Origin of the sequence: Pontibacter toksunensis, from assembly GCF_042686245.1 — a bacterium.
GTDB lineage: Bacteria > Bacteroidota > Bacteroidia > Cytophagales > Hymenobacteraceae > Pontibacter > Pontibacter toksunensis.
The window spans coordinates 45155-63183 of the sequence record NZ_JBHUOX010000002.1 but is presented as its reverse complement, the minus strand read 5'-3'; the positions used below and the strand labels follow the sequence as shown (position 1 = coordinate 63183).

The 18029-nt window shown below is 48.9% G+C and carries 12 protein-coding genes; 11 read left to right on the top strand and 1 reads right to left on the bottom strand.

Annotation, left to right across the window (positions count from 1 at the left end):
- The first annotated feature begins 189 nt into the window (after positions 1 to 189).
- The 11 genes from ilvD to ACFS7Z_RS03145 all read left to right on the top strand — a co-directional run bounded on the left by ilvD (position 190) and on the right by ACFS7Z_RS03145 (position 17161).
- Complete coding sequence (ilvD, locus tag ACFS7Z_RS03195; protein ID WP_377480803.1) at positions 190 to 1908, top strand: dihydroxy-acid dehydratase; 1719 nt, start codon at positions 190 to 192, stop codon at positions 1906 to 1908.
- Positions 1871 to 3604, top strand: coding sequence for a biosynthetic-type acetolactate synthase large subunit (ilvB, locus tag ACFS7Z_RS03190; protein ID WP_377480800.1), 1734 nt, complete (start codon positions 1871 to 1873; stop codon positions 3602 to 3604). The genes ilvD and ilvB overlap by 38 nt, the downstream gene beginning before the upstream one ends.
- Before the next feature lie 19 nt (positions 3605 to 3623).
- Positions 3624 to 4232 (top strand): acetolactate synthase small subunit, encoded by a 609-nt coding sequence (gene ilvN / locus ACFS7Z_RS03185; protein WP_377480797.1) that lies wholly within the window; start codon positions 3624 to 3626, stop codon positions 4230 to 4232.
- 229 nt (positions 4233 to 4461) lie between these two features.
- Positions 4462 to 5508: a ketol-acid reductoisomerase gene (gene ilvC, locus ACFS7Z_RS03180; RefSeq protein ID WP_377480795.1), complete on the top strand. Its 1047-nt coding sequence runs from the start codon at positions 4462 to 4464 to the stop codon at positions 5506 to 5508.
- Between the two features lie 6 nt (positions 5509 to 5514).
- On the top strand, positions 5515 to 6783 hold the full coding sequence (gene ilvA / locus ACFS7Z_RS03175; RefSeq protein WP_377480792.1) for a threonine ammonia-lyase IlvA: 1269 nt from the start codon (positions 5515 to 5517) through the stop codon (positions 6781 to 6783).
- 682 nt (positions 6784 to 7465) lie between these two features.
- Positions 7466 to 10783, top strand: coding sequence for a two-component regulator propeller domain-containing protein (locus ACFS7Z_RS03170; RefSeq protein WP_377480789.1), 3318 nt, complete (start codon positions 7466 to 7468; stop codon positions 10781 to 10783).
- Between the two features lie 92 nt (positions 10784 to 10875).
- Positions 10876 to 12891, top strand: coding sequence for a sensor histidine kinase (locus ACFS7Z_RS03165; RefSeq protein ID WP_377480786.1), 2016 nt, complete (start codon positions 10876 to 10878; stop codon positions 12889 to 12891).
- 63 nt (positions 12892 to 12954) lie between these two features.
- Complete coding sequence (locus tag ACFS7Z_RS03160; protein WP_377480783.1) at positions 12955 to 13347, top strand: VOC family protein; 393 nt, start codon at positions 12955 to 12957, stop codon at positions 13345 to 13347.
- Positions 13348 to 13352: 5 nt separating this feature from the next.
- A complete protein-coding gene (locus ACFS7Z_RS03155; protein ID WP_377480780.1) occupies positions 13353 to 15452 on the top strand; it encodes a tetratricopeptide repeat-containing sensor histidine kinase in 2100 nt (699 codons plus the stop codon).
- 288 nt (positions 15453 to 15740) lie between these two features.
- The gene (locus tag ACFS7Z_RS03150) at positions 15741 to 16118 is read left to right on the top strand and encodes a response regulator (RefSeq protein WP_377480777.1); all 378 of its coding nucleotides are present in this window, start codon (positions 15741 to 15743) and stop codon (positions 16116 to 16118) included.
- Positions 16115 to 17161, top strand: coding sequence for an adenylate/guanylate cyclase domain-containing protein (locus ACFS7Z_RS03145; RefSeq protein WP_377480774.1), 1047 nt, complete (start codon positions 16115 to 16117; stop codon positions 17159 to 17161). Before ACFS7Z_RS03150 ends, ACFS7Z_RS03145 begins: the two co-directional genes overlap by 4 nt.
- A 193-nt stretch (positions 17162 to 17354) precedes the next feature.
- Here the strand turns inward: ACFS7Z_RS03145 and ACFS7Z_RS03140 are convergent, their stop codons facing one another.
- On the bottom strand, positions 17355 to 17684 hold the full coding sequence (locus ACFS7Z_RS03140) for a hypothetical protein (RefSeq protein WP_377480771.1): 330 nt from the start codon (positions 17682 to 17684) through the stop codon (positions 17355 to 17357).
- Between the last annotated feature and the right edge of the window lie 345 nt (positions 17685 to 18029).

The window sequence follows — 18029 nt, the reverse complement described above, 5'->3', positions numbered from 1 at the left end:
TATTTTAACAGTAAGAACAAAAGGAGGAAATTGTTGAAAGTTTAAAAGCTAAGAAGCCTTCTTTTTAGCAAAACAACAATTAGTAAAGAGAAAATCTAATAGAAAGAAGTTAAAGCTTCACAGGAATAAGAAGCATTTTCAAAAGGCTTAAGACTTCTACTAAAAGATCAAAAAAAATAAAGCACCACAATGGCCTTAAACAAATATAGCCGCATCTACACGCAAGACGACAGCTTACCTGCATCGCAGGCCATGCTGATAGGCTCCGGATTATCAGAAGCAGATTTGCAAAAGCCTTTTGTAGGCGTTTGCTCCACGGGTTTCGAAGGCAATACCTGCAACATGCACCTCGACGTTTTAGCCGACGAAGTAAAAAAAGGAGTTAGTCAGCGGGGCATGGTAGGGTTGCGTTTTAACACTATAGGCGTGAGCGACGGCATCACCAACGGTACTGAGGGGATGCGCTTTTCATTAGTGTCCAGGGAAGTGATTGCTGACTCTATCGAGACAATCACTGGTGCACATAACTATGATGCACTGGCCTGTGTAGTTGGCTGCGACAAAAACATGCCGGGTTCGCTTATTGCCATGGCCCGCCTGAACAGACCCTCGCTGATGGTCTATGGCGGCACCATAAAAGGTGGTGAGTTCAAAGGAGAAAAACTGAACATTGTTTCCTGCTTCGAGGCTTACGGCAAGAAACTGAATAACAACATCTCAGAAGAAGATTTCCGGGGAATTATCCGCAATGCCTGCCCGGGTCCGGGTGCCTGCGGCGGTATGTATACAGCCAACACCATGGCATCAGCGGCCGAAGCACTGGGTATGTCTATTCCTTATTCTTCTTCTTATCCGGCCGTGAGCCAGCTGAAAAAAGACGAATGCCTGGAGACAGGCCAGTATTTATTGAACTTGCTGGAGAAAGACATCAAGCCACGGGACATCCTGGTGCGGGAGGCGTTTGAAAATGCCATGGTGCTAATCACAGTGCTTGGTGGTTCCACCAATGCTGTCATTCACCTGATAGCCATAGCCTCTGCGGCAGGCGTTAAACTGACGCTGGAGGATTTCCAGGCAGTGAGCGACAGGACGCCACTTCTGGCCGACCTGAAGCCAAGTGGAAAGTACCTGATGGAAGATCTTTTAGCGCTTGGTGGTGTTCCGGCTGTCATGAAGACGCTGCTGAACGAAGGCCTCATCAACGGCAACCTGTTAACAGTAACAGGCAAAACCATAGCTGAGAATCTGGCTGATGTGAAGCCGCTGGGAGAGGAGCAGGACCTCCTGCGTCCGCTGTCCAACCCTATTAAAGCCGACGGCCATATCCAGATATTGTATGGCAACCTGGCTGCAAAAGGTGGCGTGGCGAAGATTACAGGGAAGGAAGGATTGAAGTTTGAGGGCCCGGCTGTTGTGTTCAACTCAGAAGAAGAACTTAACGAAGGCCTGAAAGTAAGTAAAGTAAAAGCAGGCGATGTCGTTGTTATCCGCTATGTCGGTCCTAAAGGCGGGCCGGGCATGCCGGAGATGCTGAAGCCTACTTCTGCCATAATGGGGGCCGGATTAGGTGATAAAGTAGCCCTGATAACCGACGGCCGCTTTTCCGGCGGAACACATGGCTTTGTGATTGGCCACGTTTGCCCGGAAGCATTTGACGGCGGCAACATTGCCCTGGTAGAAGATGGCGATATTATTACGCTGGATGCCGGGACTAATACGGTTCACCTGCACGTGGACGATGCCCTGCTGGCCCTGCGCCGCGACAATTGGGTAGCTCCGAAAGCCAGGGTGAAAAGAGGTGTGCTGCAGAAGTATATCAGGACGGTGAGCGATGCAAGTAACGGATGTATAACAGATTTAGAAGAGGATTATGTTAACGCAAGAGAAACAAGCTCCAGAATTGCTTGAAGAGAAGAAGACAATATCAGGAAGTGAAGCGGTTATACGTGGTCTGCTAAAGGAAGGGGTAGAAACCATTTTCGGTTATCCGGGTGGTGCTATCATGCCGATATATGATGCTTTATACGATTACCGGGAGCAGCTGAACCACGTGCTGGTACGGCATGAGCAGGGCGGCATCCATGCCGGCCAAGGCTATGCCCGTGCATCCGGCAAGGTGGGGGTGGTATTTGCCACCAGTGGCCCCGGCGCCACAAATCTTATCACAGGTCTGGCCGATGCCCTGATTGACAGCACCCCGCTGGTGTGTATCACCGGGCAGGTTTTTGCGCACCTTTTAGGAACGGATGCCTTCCAGGAGGCAGACGTGATTAGTATATCAGCCCCGGTTACCAAGTGGAACTACCAGGTAACCGATGCAAGTGAAATACCAGAGGCATTGGCCAAGGCTTTTTACCTGGCTAAAAGTGGCCGTCCCGGTCCCGTACTGCTCGACATCACGAAGAATGCGCAGTTGCAGCAGTTCACCTGTGGGGAGCATGCGCTTTGTAACCATGTGCGCAGCTACCGTCCCAAGCCGATTATCCGGAAGGAGTATATACAGGAGGCAGCAGAACTGATCAACCAGGCAAAGAAGCCGTTTGTGCTGTGGGGCCAGGGTGTTATACTGGGTGCAGCAGAGCAGGAATTTAAATCATTCATTGAGAAGAGCGGCATTCCCGCTGCCTGGACCATTATGGGCGCTGGTGCCATACCTAGCGACCACCCGCTGAACGTGGGTATGCTGGGTATGCACGGAAACTATGGGCCTAATGTGCTCACGAATGAATGCGATGTGTTGATTGCTATCGGCATGCGGTTCGATGACCGGGTGACTGGCAGGCTGGACAAATATGCGAAGCAGGCAAAGGTAATTCACCTGGATATAGATCCGTCGGAGATTGACAAGAACGTGAAAGCCACCGTGCCGGTATGGGGCGACTGCAAAGAAACATTGCCGCTTCTCACACAATTGGTAGAAGCCAAAAGCCATCCGGAGTGGCTGCAGAAGTTTAATGACTATGCTGCCGAGGAAGTAGCACAGGTCATTCAGGATGAGCTGCACCCGACTTCCGGCGAGATGACGATGGGAGAGGTGATGCAGCAACTGAACGAGCTGACCAACGGAGATGCCATTATTGTGAGTGACGTGGGGCAGAACCAGATGGTAGCCTGCCGCTACGCTAAGCTCAACCACACCCGCAGCAATATCACCAGCGGCGGCTTAGGTACGATGGGTTTTGCCCTGCCGGCAGCTATCGGAGCCAAGTTTGGAGCACCCGACAGAACTGTGGTTGCCTTTGCAGGTGATGGCGGTATTCAGATGACGATTCAGGAGTTGGGCACCATCATGCAGAGCGGAGTGGATGTGAAAATCATCATCGTCAACAACCAGTTCCTGGGCATGGTGCGGCAGTGGCAGCAGCTCTTCCACGAGCGGCGCTACTCATTTGTAGACATCGACAGCCCGGATTATATCAAAGTGGCGGAAGGCTACGGCATCGCTGGCAAAAAAGTGACGGAGCGGGAAGATCTCAGAAGCAGTTTACAGGAGATGCTCGCGCACAAAGGATCTTACCTGCTGGAGGTGATGGTGACAAAGGAGAACAACGTGTTTCCGATGGTGCCGCAGGGATGCAGTGTAAGCGAAATCAGGTTGAAGTAAGTCCAAGCAGAAGAAAAGCATGAGTAATCAGAATCATATCGACAGGCAGGAGTTTAACATCACGGTATACACCGAGCACCACGTGGGGCTGCTGAACCGGATTGCCACCATCTTTTCGAGGAGGAAGATGAACATTGAAAGCCTGAATACTTCTCCTTCTGAAATCGAGGGCATTCACCGCTTCAACATCGTGATACACGAAACGGAAGATGTTATCCGGAAACTGACGCGGCAGATAGAGAAGCAGGTAGAGGTGCTGAAAGTATACTACCACACGAACGAAGACGTGATATGGCAGGAAATGGCCCTTTACAAGGTTCCAACCGATGTCATTGCGGAGAAGGCGCTGGTAGAGCGACTGCTACGGGAGAATGGAGCCCGCGCTGTGGTTATCCGGAAAGACTATACGGTATTTGAAACCACCGGCCACCGGGAAGAAACCGACAACCTGATAAAGGTGCTGCAGCCCTATGGCCTCATTGAGTTTGTGCGAAGCGCCCGCATCGCTATCATCAAAGGCAGCGAAGGCTTTAACAGGAAGCTGCGCGAATTCGAGCGTGCAGAGCCTGGAAGTGAAACAGTTGAGAATGAGTACCTCAACAGCCGTGACAAAATCTTCTCGATGTAACAACATCAGGAAAGCCTTCAAACCTTTCCAGGCTATAGAAAACGCAACAACCTGCCCCTTCGGGGTAGAGAGTTTAAGCAAGATTGATACATTCCCCACCTGGGGGTTGGGCCCCTCTTTGGAGGGGCAGGAAAAATTTTATAAGTGCAGCGGGTAAATAGCTTTGCTGCATAAATCAAGAAAAAAGAAGAAAAAACAAGAATCATAAACTATAACCAGCTAAAACAAAATGGCAACTATCAATTTTGGAGGAGTAGACGAAACAGTAGTAACACGCGAGGAATTCCCGCTTTCTAAAGCACTGGAAGTACTGAAAGATGAAGTTATTGCTGTGATTGGATACGGGGTACAAGGCCCGGGACAGGCACTGAACATGAAAGACAATGGGTTTAACGTAATTGTTGGTCAGCGCAAAGACTCTCCTTCATGGGACAAAGCAGTGGAAGACGGCTGGGTGGAGGGAGAAACCCTTTTCTCTATAGAAGAAGCTGCTGAGCGTGGTACTATCATCGCTAACCTGCTTTCAGATGCTGGCCAGATAGCGCTGTGGCCCACTATCAAAGAAAGGCTGAAGCCTGGTAAAACCCTTTACTTCTCACACGGCTTCGGCATCACCTTTAAAGAGCAGACGAATATTGTACCACCAGCCGATGTAGACGTTATCCTGGTTGCCCCTAAAGGCAGTGGTACCTCCCTGCGCAGATTATTTGTAAGCGGCGGCGGTTTAAACTCTTCTTTCGCTGTATTCCAGGATGCCACAGGCAAAGCTTATGAGAAAGCGGTGGCTATGGGCATTGGCGTAGGTTCCGGTTACCTGTTCGAAACAGATTTCAAGAAAGAAGTATACAGCGACTTAACCGGTGAACGTGGTGTATTGATGGGCGCTCTAGCGGGCATCATCGAGGCACAGTACCAGGTGCTGCGTGAGCGCGGGCACTCTCCGTCAGAGGCCTTTAACGAAACAGTGGAAGAATTAACGCAAAGCTTAGTGCCGCTGGTAGGCGAAAACGGCATGGACTGGATGTACGCCAACTGCTCCGTAACTGCCCAGCGCGGCGCTTTAGACTGGAAAGGCAAATTCAGAGAGGCTACCCTACCGGTGCTGAACGATTTGTATGACAGCGTGGAATCCGGAAAAGAAGCAGAACGCACCATTCAGCGCGGCTCCACACCAGGGTATAGAAAAGAACTGGAGGCAGAACTGAAAGAACTGCGCGAGTCAGAATTATGGCAAACAGGAGCAACAGTTAGAAAGCTGCGCTCCCGATCAAAGTAAAGGCAAATGGATAAAGATACAGTCGCTTTAGACACCGTTGTTTCGGTAGAGAATGTAGAGAAGGCAGCGAAGAACCTGAAAGGGGTCATCAATAAGACCCCTTTGCTGCAGAACCACTGGCTGTCGCAGTTATACGATGCCAATGTGTACCTGAAGCGGGAGGACCTGCAGGTGGTGCGTTCTTATAAGATCAGAGGTGCCTACAACAAAATGAGCATGTTGCCACAGCAGGAGGGGCGGGAAATTGTCTGCTCCAGCGCCGGTAACCATGCGCAGGGTGTGGCCTACGCTTGCCAGTTGCTCGGTCTGAAGGGCTATATCTTTATGCCAGCTGCTACACCTGCTCAAAAGGTGAGCAAGGTGCGGGGCTTCGGAAAGGAAATGGTGGAAGTGGTGCTGACCGGTGCCACCTATGATGACACGTTTAAAGCCGCCAAGGAGTATTCCGATAGCCGCGGCAGCACCTTTGTGCCTCCCTTCGATGACATAGCCATCGTGGAAGGGCAGGCAACGGTGGGGCTGGAAATACTGAAAGCCGCCACTTTCCCGATTGATTACCTCTTTATGCCGATTGGCGGCGGCGGTCTGGCCGCCGGGGTATCCAGTGTGTTCAAGCAACTTAGCCCCAAAACAAAGCTGATTGGCGTGCAGCCAGAGGGAGCTCCTTCGATGTACAATTCGCTCAAAGCGCAGAAGCGCCTGGCACTCGACGTAATTGACTCCTTTGTGGATGGCGCTGCCGTGAAAAGCCCGGGAGAGCTGACCTTCGAGATTTGCCGGGAGCTGCTGGATGATGTGGTGCTGGTGCCGGAAGGGCAGATTTGCGTGGACATCCTGAAGATGTACAATGAAGAAGGGGTGGTGCTGGAGCCAGCGGGCACGCTGTCGGTGTCGGTGCTGAAGTACTATGCCGATAAGATCAAAGGCAAGAATGTAGTCTGCGTTATCAGCGGCAGCAACAACGACATCACCCGCATGGAAGACATCAAAGAGCGGGCGATGCAACACCAGGGCCTGAAGCATTATTTTATGATCACGTTCAGCCAAAAGCCCGGTGCCCTCCGGACTTTTATGAACAAGGTGCTGCACCCGGACGATGACATCATCCATTTCCAGTATATCAAGAAGAACAACAAGGAGAAAGGTCCTGTCTTTATTGGCATTGAAGTGAAGCAGTCGGAAGATGTACAGAATATTAAAAAGAGGATGACGGAAGAAGGGTTTGCCTATGAGTACCTGAACGGCAGGCAGGATATCCTGAACATGTTTTTATAAAGTTTTTATTAGTTAGTGTGTTTGTTAGTTAACCATAAAAAGCCGCTCATTCTATAATGACGCGGTTTTTTGGTTTAATACAATTCAAATCTGTAATGCCGCAGGATGTTCACGATGCACCCATGAAAGCCTAAGCGGCAGCATTCCAAATTTTTCAAATCTTTACCTCCTGCCTGTTTGTACCTGCTGTCCTCAAGTAGCCGGATTTCCTTATAAGAGAAGTCCTTCTCCAGTCATATATTGTCCGGAAAATATGAAGTATTATTAAAAAAAATGGGTTAAATACGTATTAGTAATAAAATTTATACGTATAATTCTAGTGTATAACTGTGACTAAAAAGGAAACCTAAAGCTATAGATGTGAGAAGACGCCCTCCGTCTTTCAGAAACATCTGTTGTAGGAATGTAAAGTAATGAGCTGAATCACCCTCTTTAGCTTGTTTATCTGGATGTATTGATACAGGAATCTATAGTGTTGCCCCAGAGGACCAACTACTTCTGGTGCAGCTAGTTCTGAGCAGGTACTTTATTTTGAACTGGCGTTATGAGAATATCCCATTCTCTCTTCATGCATGTTATCTTGTTACTGCTAACATGTTTCAGCACCCTATCTGCACAGCAGGTTGCTTTTAAGCGCGTTCCCCCCTTAGAGGAGCTAAGCTCCGGAGGCTTCGTCACAGGTATGAGCCAGGACCAACAGGGGTACATGTGGTTCTCCAGGCAAACAGGTCTTTTCCGCTACGATGGCTACCAGTGGGTAGCCTATAAAAATGATCCGGCTGACCCTGGGTCACTGGCAGCCAACTGGACAGAGTGTGTTTACGCAGATAGCAAAGGGTATGTATGGGCCGGCACTTTTGGGCAAGGACTGGAGAGACTGGACCCCGCAACAGGTAAATTCACTCACTTCCCCCACGACCCGAGTAACAGGAACAGTCTCAGCAGCGATACCGTTACCGGCATACTGGAGGACCGGGAAGGGATGCTTTGGATTGGTACGCACAACGGGCTCAACCGCTATAATCCGTCAACGGGAATATTCACACATTACAAGCAGAATAAAAAAGATCCTTATAGCCTAAGCAATAACCAGGTGCGGGCGCTTTATGAGGACAGTCAGGGCACGCTGTGGGTGGGCACCGGGAGCCCCTTTCCGGGAGAGACACCGACAGGAGAGGGCGGCCTGAATCGGTTTGATAAGAAGACAGGTAGGTTCCAGCGCTTTCTGCACGACCCGGGCAACCCCAGCAGTCTGATTGACAACAAAGTGCGTGCAATCTTAGAGGATTCAAAAGGTAACTTCTGGATTGGCACATACGGGGATGGCTTGCATACCATGAACCGTGAAAAGGGCACTTTTATACGCCACCAGTTTGACCCGGAGCAGCCTGAGAAGCTGAGCAGGCCATACCTGCGAAGTGGCAAAACAGAAGATGGCGTCTCTTTTATTCATGAGGATGCGTCCGGGGCTATCTGGATTGGCTCCTACAGGGGAGGATTAAACCGCTATGACCCTAAAACAAAAAAACAGAAGCACTTCGAGTACAGCAAGAACATTCCGCAAAGTCTGGAGGACAACGGCACCTGGTATGCTTACACCTCCCGGGAGGGCGTGCTCTGGATCAGCACCTGGGGAGGAGACATTTACCGGGTGAACCCACACATGAGCACCATCCCTTATATGGAAATGGGAACAGCCGTTTATACGTTTTTTGAGGAGCCTTCCGGTGTGCTGTGGTTAGGTACGGAGCAGGGACTTATTCGCCGGGACCAGCGCAACAACAGCAGCAAAAGGTTTACACATGATAAACTGAATCCTCACAGCCTTAGCGATAACATTGTGCTGACAATAGAGGAAGGGGATGATGGGATGCTTCTGATAGGAACACAGAATGGAGGCCTCAACCGCTATGACCGCACCACAGACAGATTCATGGCCTACACGCATAACCCGCATGTAAGCAGCAGCATAAGCAGTGACACAGTAGGCATCATCAAAGTAGATGAGAAAGGAAACATTTGGGTAGGAACAGCCGAGGGTCTCGACCGTTTTGATGAAAAAACATCCACTTTTGTCCATTATATAGATAAGTCAGATTTCGAGAAGAACGGAATACAAAGTGTAAAGTTCAGCTACTTTACCCACGATAGCCGGGGTAATTTCTGGATAGGAACCGCTCGCGGCCGGAATGGCCTGCACCATTTTAACCCTGCAACAGGAAAGCTCCGGCAATACCTGAAGGGAGAAGATATCAACGGTATTTATGAGGATATAAGCGGGAAATTATGGGTAGGCACAGACAATGGACTCTTCCGCCTGGACACTGCTACAGGTCAGTTTACTCCTTTCCTGGATCCACTTACAGGAAAGCACCTTGCCAGCGTCGTCCACATCACCGAAGATAACCAACAATGCCTGTGGGTAAGTACTTCTGTGGGGTTGATGCGCCTTAGCAAAGCCCGCGACGAAGTAGGTGTGTATGGCTGGAACCATGGCATCAATCCCAGTGCCTTTACTTATTGCGGGTATAAGGGCCGGAGAGGGGATATTTTCCTTGGTGACATGAACGGATACTATAACTTTGCTCCGGCGCATGTTGGCCTGAACAACAGGCCACCACAGATCCTTTTGACAGGTTTCCGGCTTTTTGATAAACCGGTATCTCCTGGTAAAAGAAGCACTTTAAAGGAACCCCTTCAGCAGGTAAGGGAGATACAGCTGCCTTACAACGAGAACGTCTTTTCTTTCAGCTTCGCTGGTATCCACCACATCAACCCGGAGGGAAACCGCCACCTTTATAAGCTGGATAATTATGACAATGCCTGGCGCACAGCAGGGGCCGACCGTACAGCCTCGTATTTTAAAGTGCCCCCGGGGGAGTATGTTTTTAGGTTGAAAGCTGCCAACAGTGATGGGGTGTGGGCAGAGAAAAGTTTGGCTGTAATTGTAAACCCTCCCTGGTGGAGTGCCTGGTGGGCCATTGGGTTATATGTGTTTGTGTTCGGTGGCTTTGTTTGGGGGGCTATAGAGTACCGCTCCCGCAAGTTGAAGTGCCAGAACAGGTTACTTGAAGAGAAGGTGCTTGAGCGTACGTCAGAAGTAATGGCACAGAATGATGAGATCCTGAAGAAAAACAGGAAAATACAGGCGCAACGCGACCAAATGGAAAAAACGCTCCGGGAACTGCAGGCTACACAGGCGCAGCTGATCCAGTCGGAGAAGATGGCCTCTCTGGGCGAGCTTACTGCAGGTATTGCACATGAGATCCAGAACCCGCTGAACTTCGTGAACAACTTTTCTGAAGTAAGCGTGGAGCTGTGCGCCGAAATGGGGCATGAACTGGATGCGGGAAGGGTGGAGGAGGCGCAGGCGCTGATAGGGGACCTGGCCCAGAACCTGCACAAGGTACAACAGCACGGCAGGCGTGCCGACTCGATTGTGAAAAACATGCTGCAACACTCCAGAGCCAGTTCCGGCCAGAAAGAACCTACTGACCTGAATGCGCTGGCTGATGAGTACCTGCACCTGTCTTACCACGGGATGAGAGCGAAGGACAAAACCTTTTCAGTGCGGCTGATAAAAGAACTGGACCCAGCCCTGGAAAAGGTTGAGGTAGTGCCGCAGGAAATGGGGAGGGTGTTGCTGAACCTGTTTAACAATGCCTTCTACGCAGTTCAGCAGCGGAAGCGGCATGCTTCGCCAGGTTATGAGCCGGAGGTGCAGGTGCACACACGGCAGCTTGAGGGCCTGGTAGAGGTGCGCGTGCGCGACAATGGTACCGGTATAATAGGAAAACTAAGAAATAAGATCTTTCAGCCTTTCTTTACCACGAAGCCCTCTGGGGAGGGAACCGGCCTAGGGCTTTCACTCAGCTATGAAATTATTACAAATGGCCACGGTGGAAAGCTACAGGTAGAGACAAAACAGGACGAATACGCAGAATTCATTATAACACTGCCGGTGAGAGACCTGGTAATAGCAGAAAGCGCAGCAGTATGAGCAGCGGTGGCGTGCAGTTTATTTTGAGTGCTTTAACAGACAGTATGATAGGGAGAAATATGCGGGATTAAACAGTTTTATAAAAGAACACGATGGAATGGTTCCAACTCCGGCCACAGTCCATAGCAGCTCTAGCCGAGTTTACCCTCTGCCTGACGCTTGCAATGTACCTGCTAAGCATCAAAAACAAATCAAGTGATGGCCTGCTGATTACAGGCATGTTTATACTGCACACGATATACAATGCCATCTCCTTTCTTCGTAATTCCGCATTTGGTACTGATGCCTATGAGCCTATAGTATGGGTGCACAGCGTTGTGCTGGTTTTCCTGGGACTTTACAATCTGCTTTTCTGCTATACTTACCGCTACAACCCCTATCCGCGTGAAACGAAGGTGGCGCTCCTGGTAAGCTTTGCCTTAATGAGTATGGGCATGTACTTTCACCAGGTTGGTTACCCCTGGACATTTCCTGTACAACTGTTGCTAGCTATCTGGTTTGTAATAGTATTTGTAAGGAAAGCCACACTGTCTGCCCGGGTGCACGTCGAGACAGCAGGTGCCACCGGTTCTGTGCCCCCAGGCGGATCTCTGCACAGGTGGAGCGCTATACTACAAGAACTAATGGAGCCCTCTACCCGCGATACGAAAGCGTACAGGGCCTTTGCCTTCTGGTGCATCCTGCTTGTTGTTGCCTGGCTGAATGCCAATCTCGGTATATTCCGCATCACCTCCACGTGGTGGGAACCGGTTCATCATGCCATTTACCTGATACTGATAACCGGGATTGTCATCAACTACATGACCTATGCCCAGGAGAAGACCACTTTCCTGGCAAAGCTGGTAGGGTTGTTTATGTGCCTGACCTTAATTGTTCTGGGGATGCTGGGCTTTATGCTGTACGGCAACTATAACGAAGTTGGCGTAGCAGACGTGCATACACAGAATGCGCTTCGGTACCTGGCTTACCTGATCCCCATTTCCACCCTGTTAATCGTGCTAGTATTCCCACCTTTCTTTCGGAATAATTTGTTGCGCCCCCTCAACTATGTGCTGGAAGGTGTGAAACGGGTAAACGCCGGGGAACTGAAGGTAGAGGTGCCTATTGAAGTGCAGGACGAGATTGGGGCGCTGGCCAGGCATTTCAACCTGATGACCGAATCTTTAAGGCGCTATGCAGAGCAGATGGAAAGCCTTGTGGCACAGCGTACAGCTGAACTGGAACGGAAGTCAAAGGAGCTGGAGCAGCAGAAAATGGAGTTGCAGCAAACCCTCGACAACCTAAAGTCTACACAGGCGCAACTCGTGCAGTCAGAGAAAATGGCTTCGCTGGGTGAGCTAACAGCCGGTGTTGCCCATGAGATTCAGAACCCGCTGAACTTCATCAACAACTTTTCAGAGGTTAGCGCAGAACTGGTGGAAGAGCTACGCCTCGGGCCCGCTCAGCAACTGCAGGAAGAGCCAAGGCGGGAGGCAAACAGCCTGCTTACGGAACTGGCACAGAACCTGTCTAAAATCTACACTCATGGTTTGCGTGCCGATTCTATAGTGAAAGGCATGCTGCAACATTCCCGAAAGAGCCTGGGGCATAAGGAGTCAACAGACATCAATGCTTTCGTTAACGAGTACCTGCGCATCTCTTACCACGGCTTGCGGGCAAAGGACAAGACCTTTACAGCAACAGTCGTGACGGATTATGATGATGAAGTAGGCAAGGCAGAGATAATCCCACAGGATTTGGGCAGGGTATTGGTTAACCTTCTGAACAATGCCTATTATGCAGTGCAAACAAAGCAAAAAAAGGAGGGACAAGCCTATGAGCCACTGATTACCGTGAGCACACACCGCCTCAGCGATGCCTTTGAGATAAGGGTGAAAGACAACGGAACCGGTATTTCAAAAGAAGCTATGAACCGTGTTTTTCAGCCCTTCTTTACAACCAAACCTACAGGCCAGGGAACCGGCCTCGGCTTGTCGCTGAGCCATGATATTGTGACGAAGGGACATGGTGGCAAATTATACTTTGAAACAGCAGAAGGCCAGTATACAGAGTTTATTATACAGGTGCCTGTGGCGCATGTAGATGATAAGGTACTGGTTTCACATTAACAGGGGGTGTTCCTCAAACAGGATAGTTAACAGTTATAATTTTCCACTTAGACGAATTTTCTCATGGCAGTACAAATCAAAACCTCAGGTATACATCACATTGCTTTAAGGTGCAGGGATATGGACAAGACAAAGACATTTTACCATAAAACTTTAGGGTTCGAACTGGTGCTGGACACACCGGACCTGTTTGGTTTTATGATCGGTTCAAACTTTGTCGGATTTGAGTTAGCTAAAATAGAAGTTGGCGGCGAAACACGTTTCAATCCTTATCATATTGGCATGGATCACCTGGCGATGGCCTGCGAGCAGGAGGAAGAGTTAAAGCGGGTGGCACAGGCGCTAACGGATGCCGGAGTAGAAAACACCGGTGTGAAAAAAGACGCTACTTTGAATAAAGACTATGTTGCGTTCAAAGATCCAGACCGAATACAATGGGAGCTTTACATGGTCTGACGCCTATGCAGAAGATTGTTGTGTCTTCCGTTGCTGAAGCCACTAAAAAGAAAGTAGATGCATTGAACAGCGAGGCAAAAGCGCTGATGGTTATCCAATCGAACCAGGCGCTTTTGCTCAGCCAGGAAGCGTTGCGTCTGGCCGAAGGTGTTGCTTATGCTAAGGGCGAAGCAGAAGGCTTGAGCACCCTGGGGTTTTGCCACATCCGCCGCTCAGAGCATAACCAGGCAATTAGCTGCCTGGACAAAGCATTTCCGATTTTCCAGACACTAAATGATTTAAAAGGACAGGCTGACATATGGCAGTACAAGGGCATTATAAACCGTTACCACGGTAACTATGTATCCTCTCTCAAATGCCTGTTCAAGGCCTTAAGCATCAGGGATCAGTTAGCAATTCAGGAGGACATCCCATTGAACCTGTATGATTTGGGGATAACGTACAAGTACCTGGGGAGCTACGGCAAAGCACTTGACTACCTGCTGAGGAGCCTGCAGGAAGCAAGAAAGATTAAAGCCACTTTAACAGAATCCTATGTACTTAACAACATAGGCCTTATCTATTACGAAAGCAACGAGTACACCAAGGCGCTCTCTTATTACCAGCAGAGTTTGAGCCTTCGGAAATTAAGCGGAGACCAGTGGGGGGAAGCAGGATGCCTGGATAATATTGGCACTGCTTACTATAAACTAGGAGACCACACAAAGGCCCTTACCTACTGCCAGGAAAGCTTAGGAATAGCGGAAGCCATTGGAGATAAAAAGGGGCAGGCAAACGCGTTATTCCACATAGGCAGCATTTACTTTAAGCTCAGGAGCTTTGAACAGGCACTTCTGAACTGGAAAGCAAGCCAGCAGATCCGAGTGGAGATTCAGGACAAAAAAGGCCAGGCGGAGGTACTGTTTTGCTTCAGCGAACTCTACTGTGACAAAGACTATGCCGGAGCAGACACCGGAAAGGCCTTGGGGTTTTTGAATGATGGCCTGGCAATAGGGGAGGAGATAAAGGCGAAAGACACGCTTTCCAAAATCCATAAAGGCTATTACCAGGTGCTTAAGCAGGTAGAAAGGTACCAGGAGGCACTGGTACACTATGAAAAACACATTGCGCTGGATAAAGAGATCTATAACGATGCGATGAGCAAAAAGGTGATTGACCTGGAAATTACTCATGGCATAGAGAAAGCAATAAAGGAAATGGAGTCGTTCCGGCTCCGTAATTCAGAGTTAGCCAAACTGAACGAAGAAATACAGGAGCAGAAAGAGCGGACGGAGCTACAGCGGGACGTACTCAGAAAAGCGCTGACAGATCTGAAGGCCACGCAGTCGCAGCTTGTCCAGTCGGAGAAAATGGCCTCGTTGGGAGAGCTGACAGCGGGGATTGCGCACGAAATACAGAACCCCCTCAACTTTGTGAACAATTTTTCGGAGGTGAGCGTGGAGCTGTGCACTGAGATAGAGCAGGAGCTTGAGGCGAATCAGACGGAGGAGGCGAAGGTGTCTTTGGCGGTCCTTGTTCAGAACCTCTACAAAATTCAGGAGCACGGCCATAGGGCGGAAGCGATTGTGAAGGGCATGCTACAGCACTCGCGCAACAGCACCGGCCAGAAAGAAGAAACAGATTTGAACGCGTTGGCGAACGAGTACATGCGCCTGGCTTACCACGGCCTTCGGGCAAAAGACCAGACTTTTAACACCGCCCTTACCACATCTTTTGATGAGAAGCTTCAAAAAGTCAGGGTAGTGCCCCAGGAAATAGGACGAGTACTGCTAAACCTGTTTAACAATGCCTTCTATGCCGTTCAGCAGAAGCAGCAGCAGGCAATTGAGGGGTATAAACCAGAGGTGCGGGTGAGCACGCTGCAGTTAAAGGATAGGGTGGAAGTGCGGGTGCGCGACAACGGCACCGGAATTCCAGAAAAGGTAAAGAGTAAACTCTTCCAGCCTTTTTTCACGACAAAGCCTAGCGGGCAGGGCACCGGGCTCGGGCTGTCGCTAAGCTTTGATATAGTTACGAAAGGCCATGGCGGAAAGCTAAAGGTAGATAGCCAGGAGGGGAAATTCACAGAGTTTATCATAGAGTTACCGCTGGAAAAGTTACATTAGGCAGACGATTGAAAACAACTTTTATTTCTTCAGGTATAGTGAAGATGGAGCTTCTAAGGGTATGATATTCTTTCAATAGGAACTCCTGGTACTTTTTAAGAATTTTATTTTTAATGTTCAGCAAGCTATACTGGTTTGCTTTGAATCTTAAATATCAATATATTCAGAAGCGTTTTGCTTTAGCAGGCATAACAAATGCAGCATTCCCGTCATTAATTCTGGGGATTTTGCGTAGTAAATATCAGCCTGTAAGTGTTTTTGAGTTATATTGTATTATATATATTAGCAATGAAGATACTTGTAGTAGACGATGAAGCTGATGTTCAGCCACTGTTCGTGCAGCGCTTCCGGAAAGAAATACGAAATGGGGAACTTAGCTTTTCCTTTGCTCTCTCCGGCGAAGAGGCTGTTTCTTACATGGAGCAACATCCATCAGAGGTAGTGCTTATTTTATCCGATATCAACATGCCTGGCATGAGCGGTATTGAGCTACTCCGGCAGATACGTAAGAAATACAACTCGCCTCCTCCGGTTGTGATGATGATTACGGCTTATAGCGACGAAGAGAATTACCAGCAGGCAATGCAGTATGGAGCCGATGATTTTTTAACCAAGCCGCTGGACTTCACAACTTTGAAAGATAAGTTTAAAACTTTAGCTATTTGATGGCAAAAATACTAGTGGTAGATGATGAGGCCGATTTAGAGCTTCTGATCAAACAGAAGTTCAGGCGGAAGATCAGGGAAAACGCATACAAATTCGTTTTCGCACAGAACGGTGTGGATGCGCTGGCAAAGCTGCAGGAACACCCTGATCTGGATATTGTGCTCAGTGACATTAACATGCCAGAGATGGATGGTTTGACGCTGCTCACAAAACTGCCGGAAGTTAACCCTATCATCAAAGCAGTTATCGTTTCGGCTTATGGCGATATGGATAATATCCGGACCGCCATGAACAGGGGGGCCTTTGATTTTGTGTGCAAGCCCGTGAATTTTGAGGACCTGGAGCTCACAATGGAGAAGACCCTGCAACACGTTAACCAAATCCGCGCAACCCTGAAGGCTATAAAGGAAAACAACATTCTCAAAATGTATGTGGACGAGAATGTGCTCAACTTTATGACACATAAAGAGTTTGAGAACAGCCTGATGCTGAACGAGACGATCGAGGCTACCGTCATGTTCATTGACATATGCGGCTTTACTGCTATCACAGAAAGCATGCCTGCCAATACGGTTATTACCATACTAAACAAACTCTTTGACCTGATGGTAAAGGGCGTAATAGCTCAAGAAGGACATGTAGATAAATTCATGGGAGATGCCGTGCTGGCTGTTTTCCGTGGTGAATATCACTTAGACAGGGCTATAGATGCAGCCATCGCCATCAGGAAGGAGTTCGATGCTGTTGAGGAGATAGTTTCTGATGGCACCGCATACAAACCGAAGGTATCCATTGGCTTAAGCTCAGGCGAAATGGTATCGGGTAATATTGGATCCGCATCCCTCAAACGGCTGGATTATACTGTTATTGGCGATGTCGTGAACGTTGCGCAGCGCCTGCAGTCATCGGCCCAGCCCGGGCAGATCGTCATTACCTCCAATGTGTATGAAAAGGTAAAGGAGTCGTTTATGTGCCGCCAGATTGGGGAAGTGAAGCTTAAAAACAAGACTAACCCCGTGATGCTCTTCGAAGTGCTGGAGTAAGAGCCGGCTTTATTACAGGTGTCAGGTACTTATTATACTTATCTAATCTTGTCGCTGCTTGGTTGCAGGAGCATTGCTACATCTAACTTGTAAAAAGTTATTCCATCAATAGTTTCTGAACATAGTGTTAGAAGCCCCGCTTTCTAATCTCCGAAAATAATCCTCTTCCGGACATAAAGTCCAACAGCCTGAGTTACCAGGGTTGGTCACCATCACCGATGCTCCCGGTGCTGTTTTCAAACCCATTTTGTGGGCTGTAAGGGGTGCCTTTGCCCTCCAGGTGGTTCTGCATATCTCTGTCAAGTTTCATCCGGTCCATCCGCATAAATTCTTTCCAGAGTTGTTTGTCCCTGGCCGTCATCCTGTCAATGAGTTCCCCCAGTTGTATACTTTTGCCCTGGCTCACCGCCTCCTGCAGAAAAGTGTCAGTAGTTAGGAGTTCGTTTATTTTCTGCCGGAAGTGTGCATTCAGCAGGTTGTATTTTTCATCGTCCCATTCGTTTGAGTTCTGTTGTGGTATCATGACTAAATTTTCGTCTGTTCTATATAAAGGGAGGTGGCAGGAGAAAAAAAGGTAAAGGCTCCCACAATCGGAGAGCCTTTACCTTTTTATTAGAATTTACTTTTCAACTTTTAGCCATTTTATTCTACGTGTAGAAGCTGTTGTTAGTTTTAAAGTGTCTTAAAGTTCAGGGCTGCTGTTTGTGAACAATGCAACTCGCAAACAGCATTGCCAGCGTTTCCCATACGTCAAGTGTCGGGTGGAATTTGCCTGCTGTATGATTGTGTTAAGGAGAGTTTAAACACAGGCTTGTTTTAAAACAAGCCAACCTTAATCTGATTTTAGTATATTGATTTCTGAAGCGCT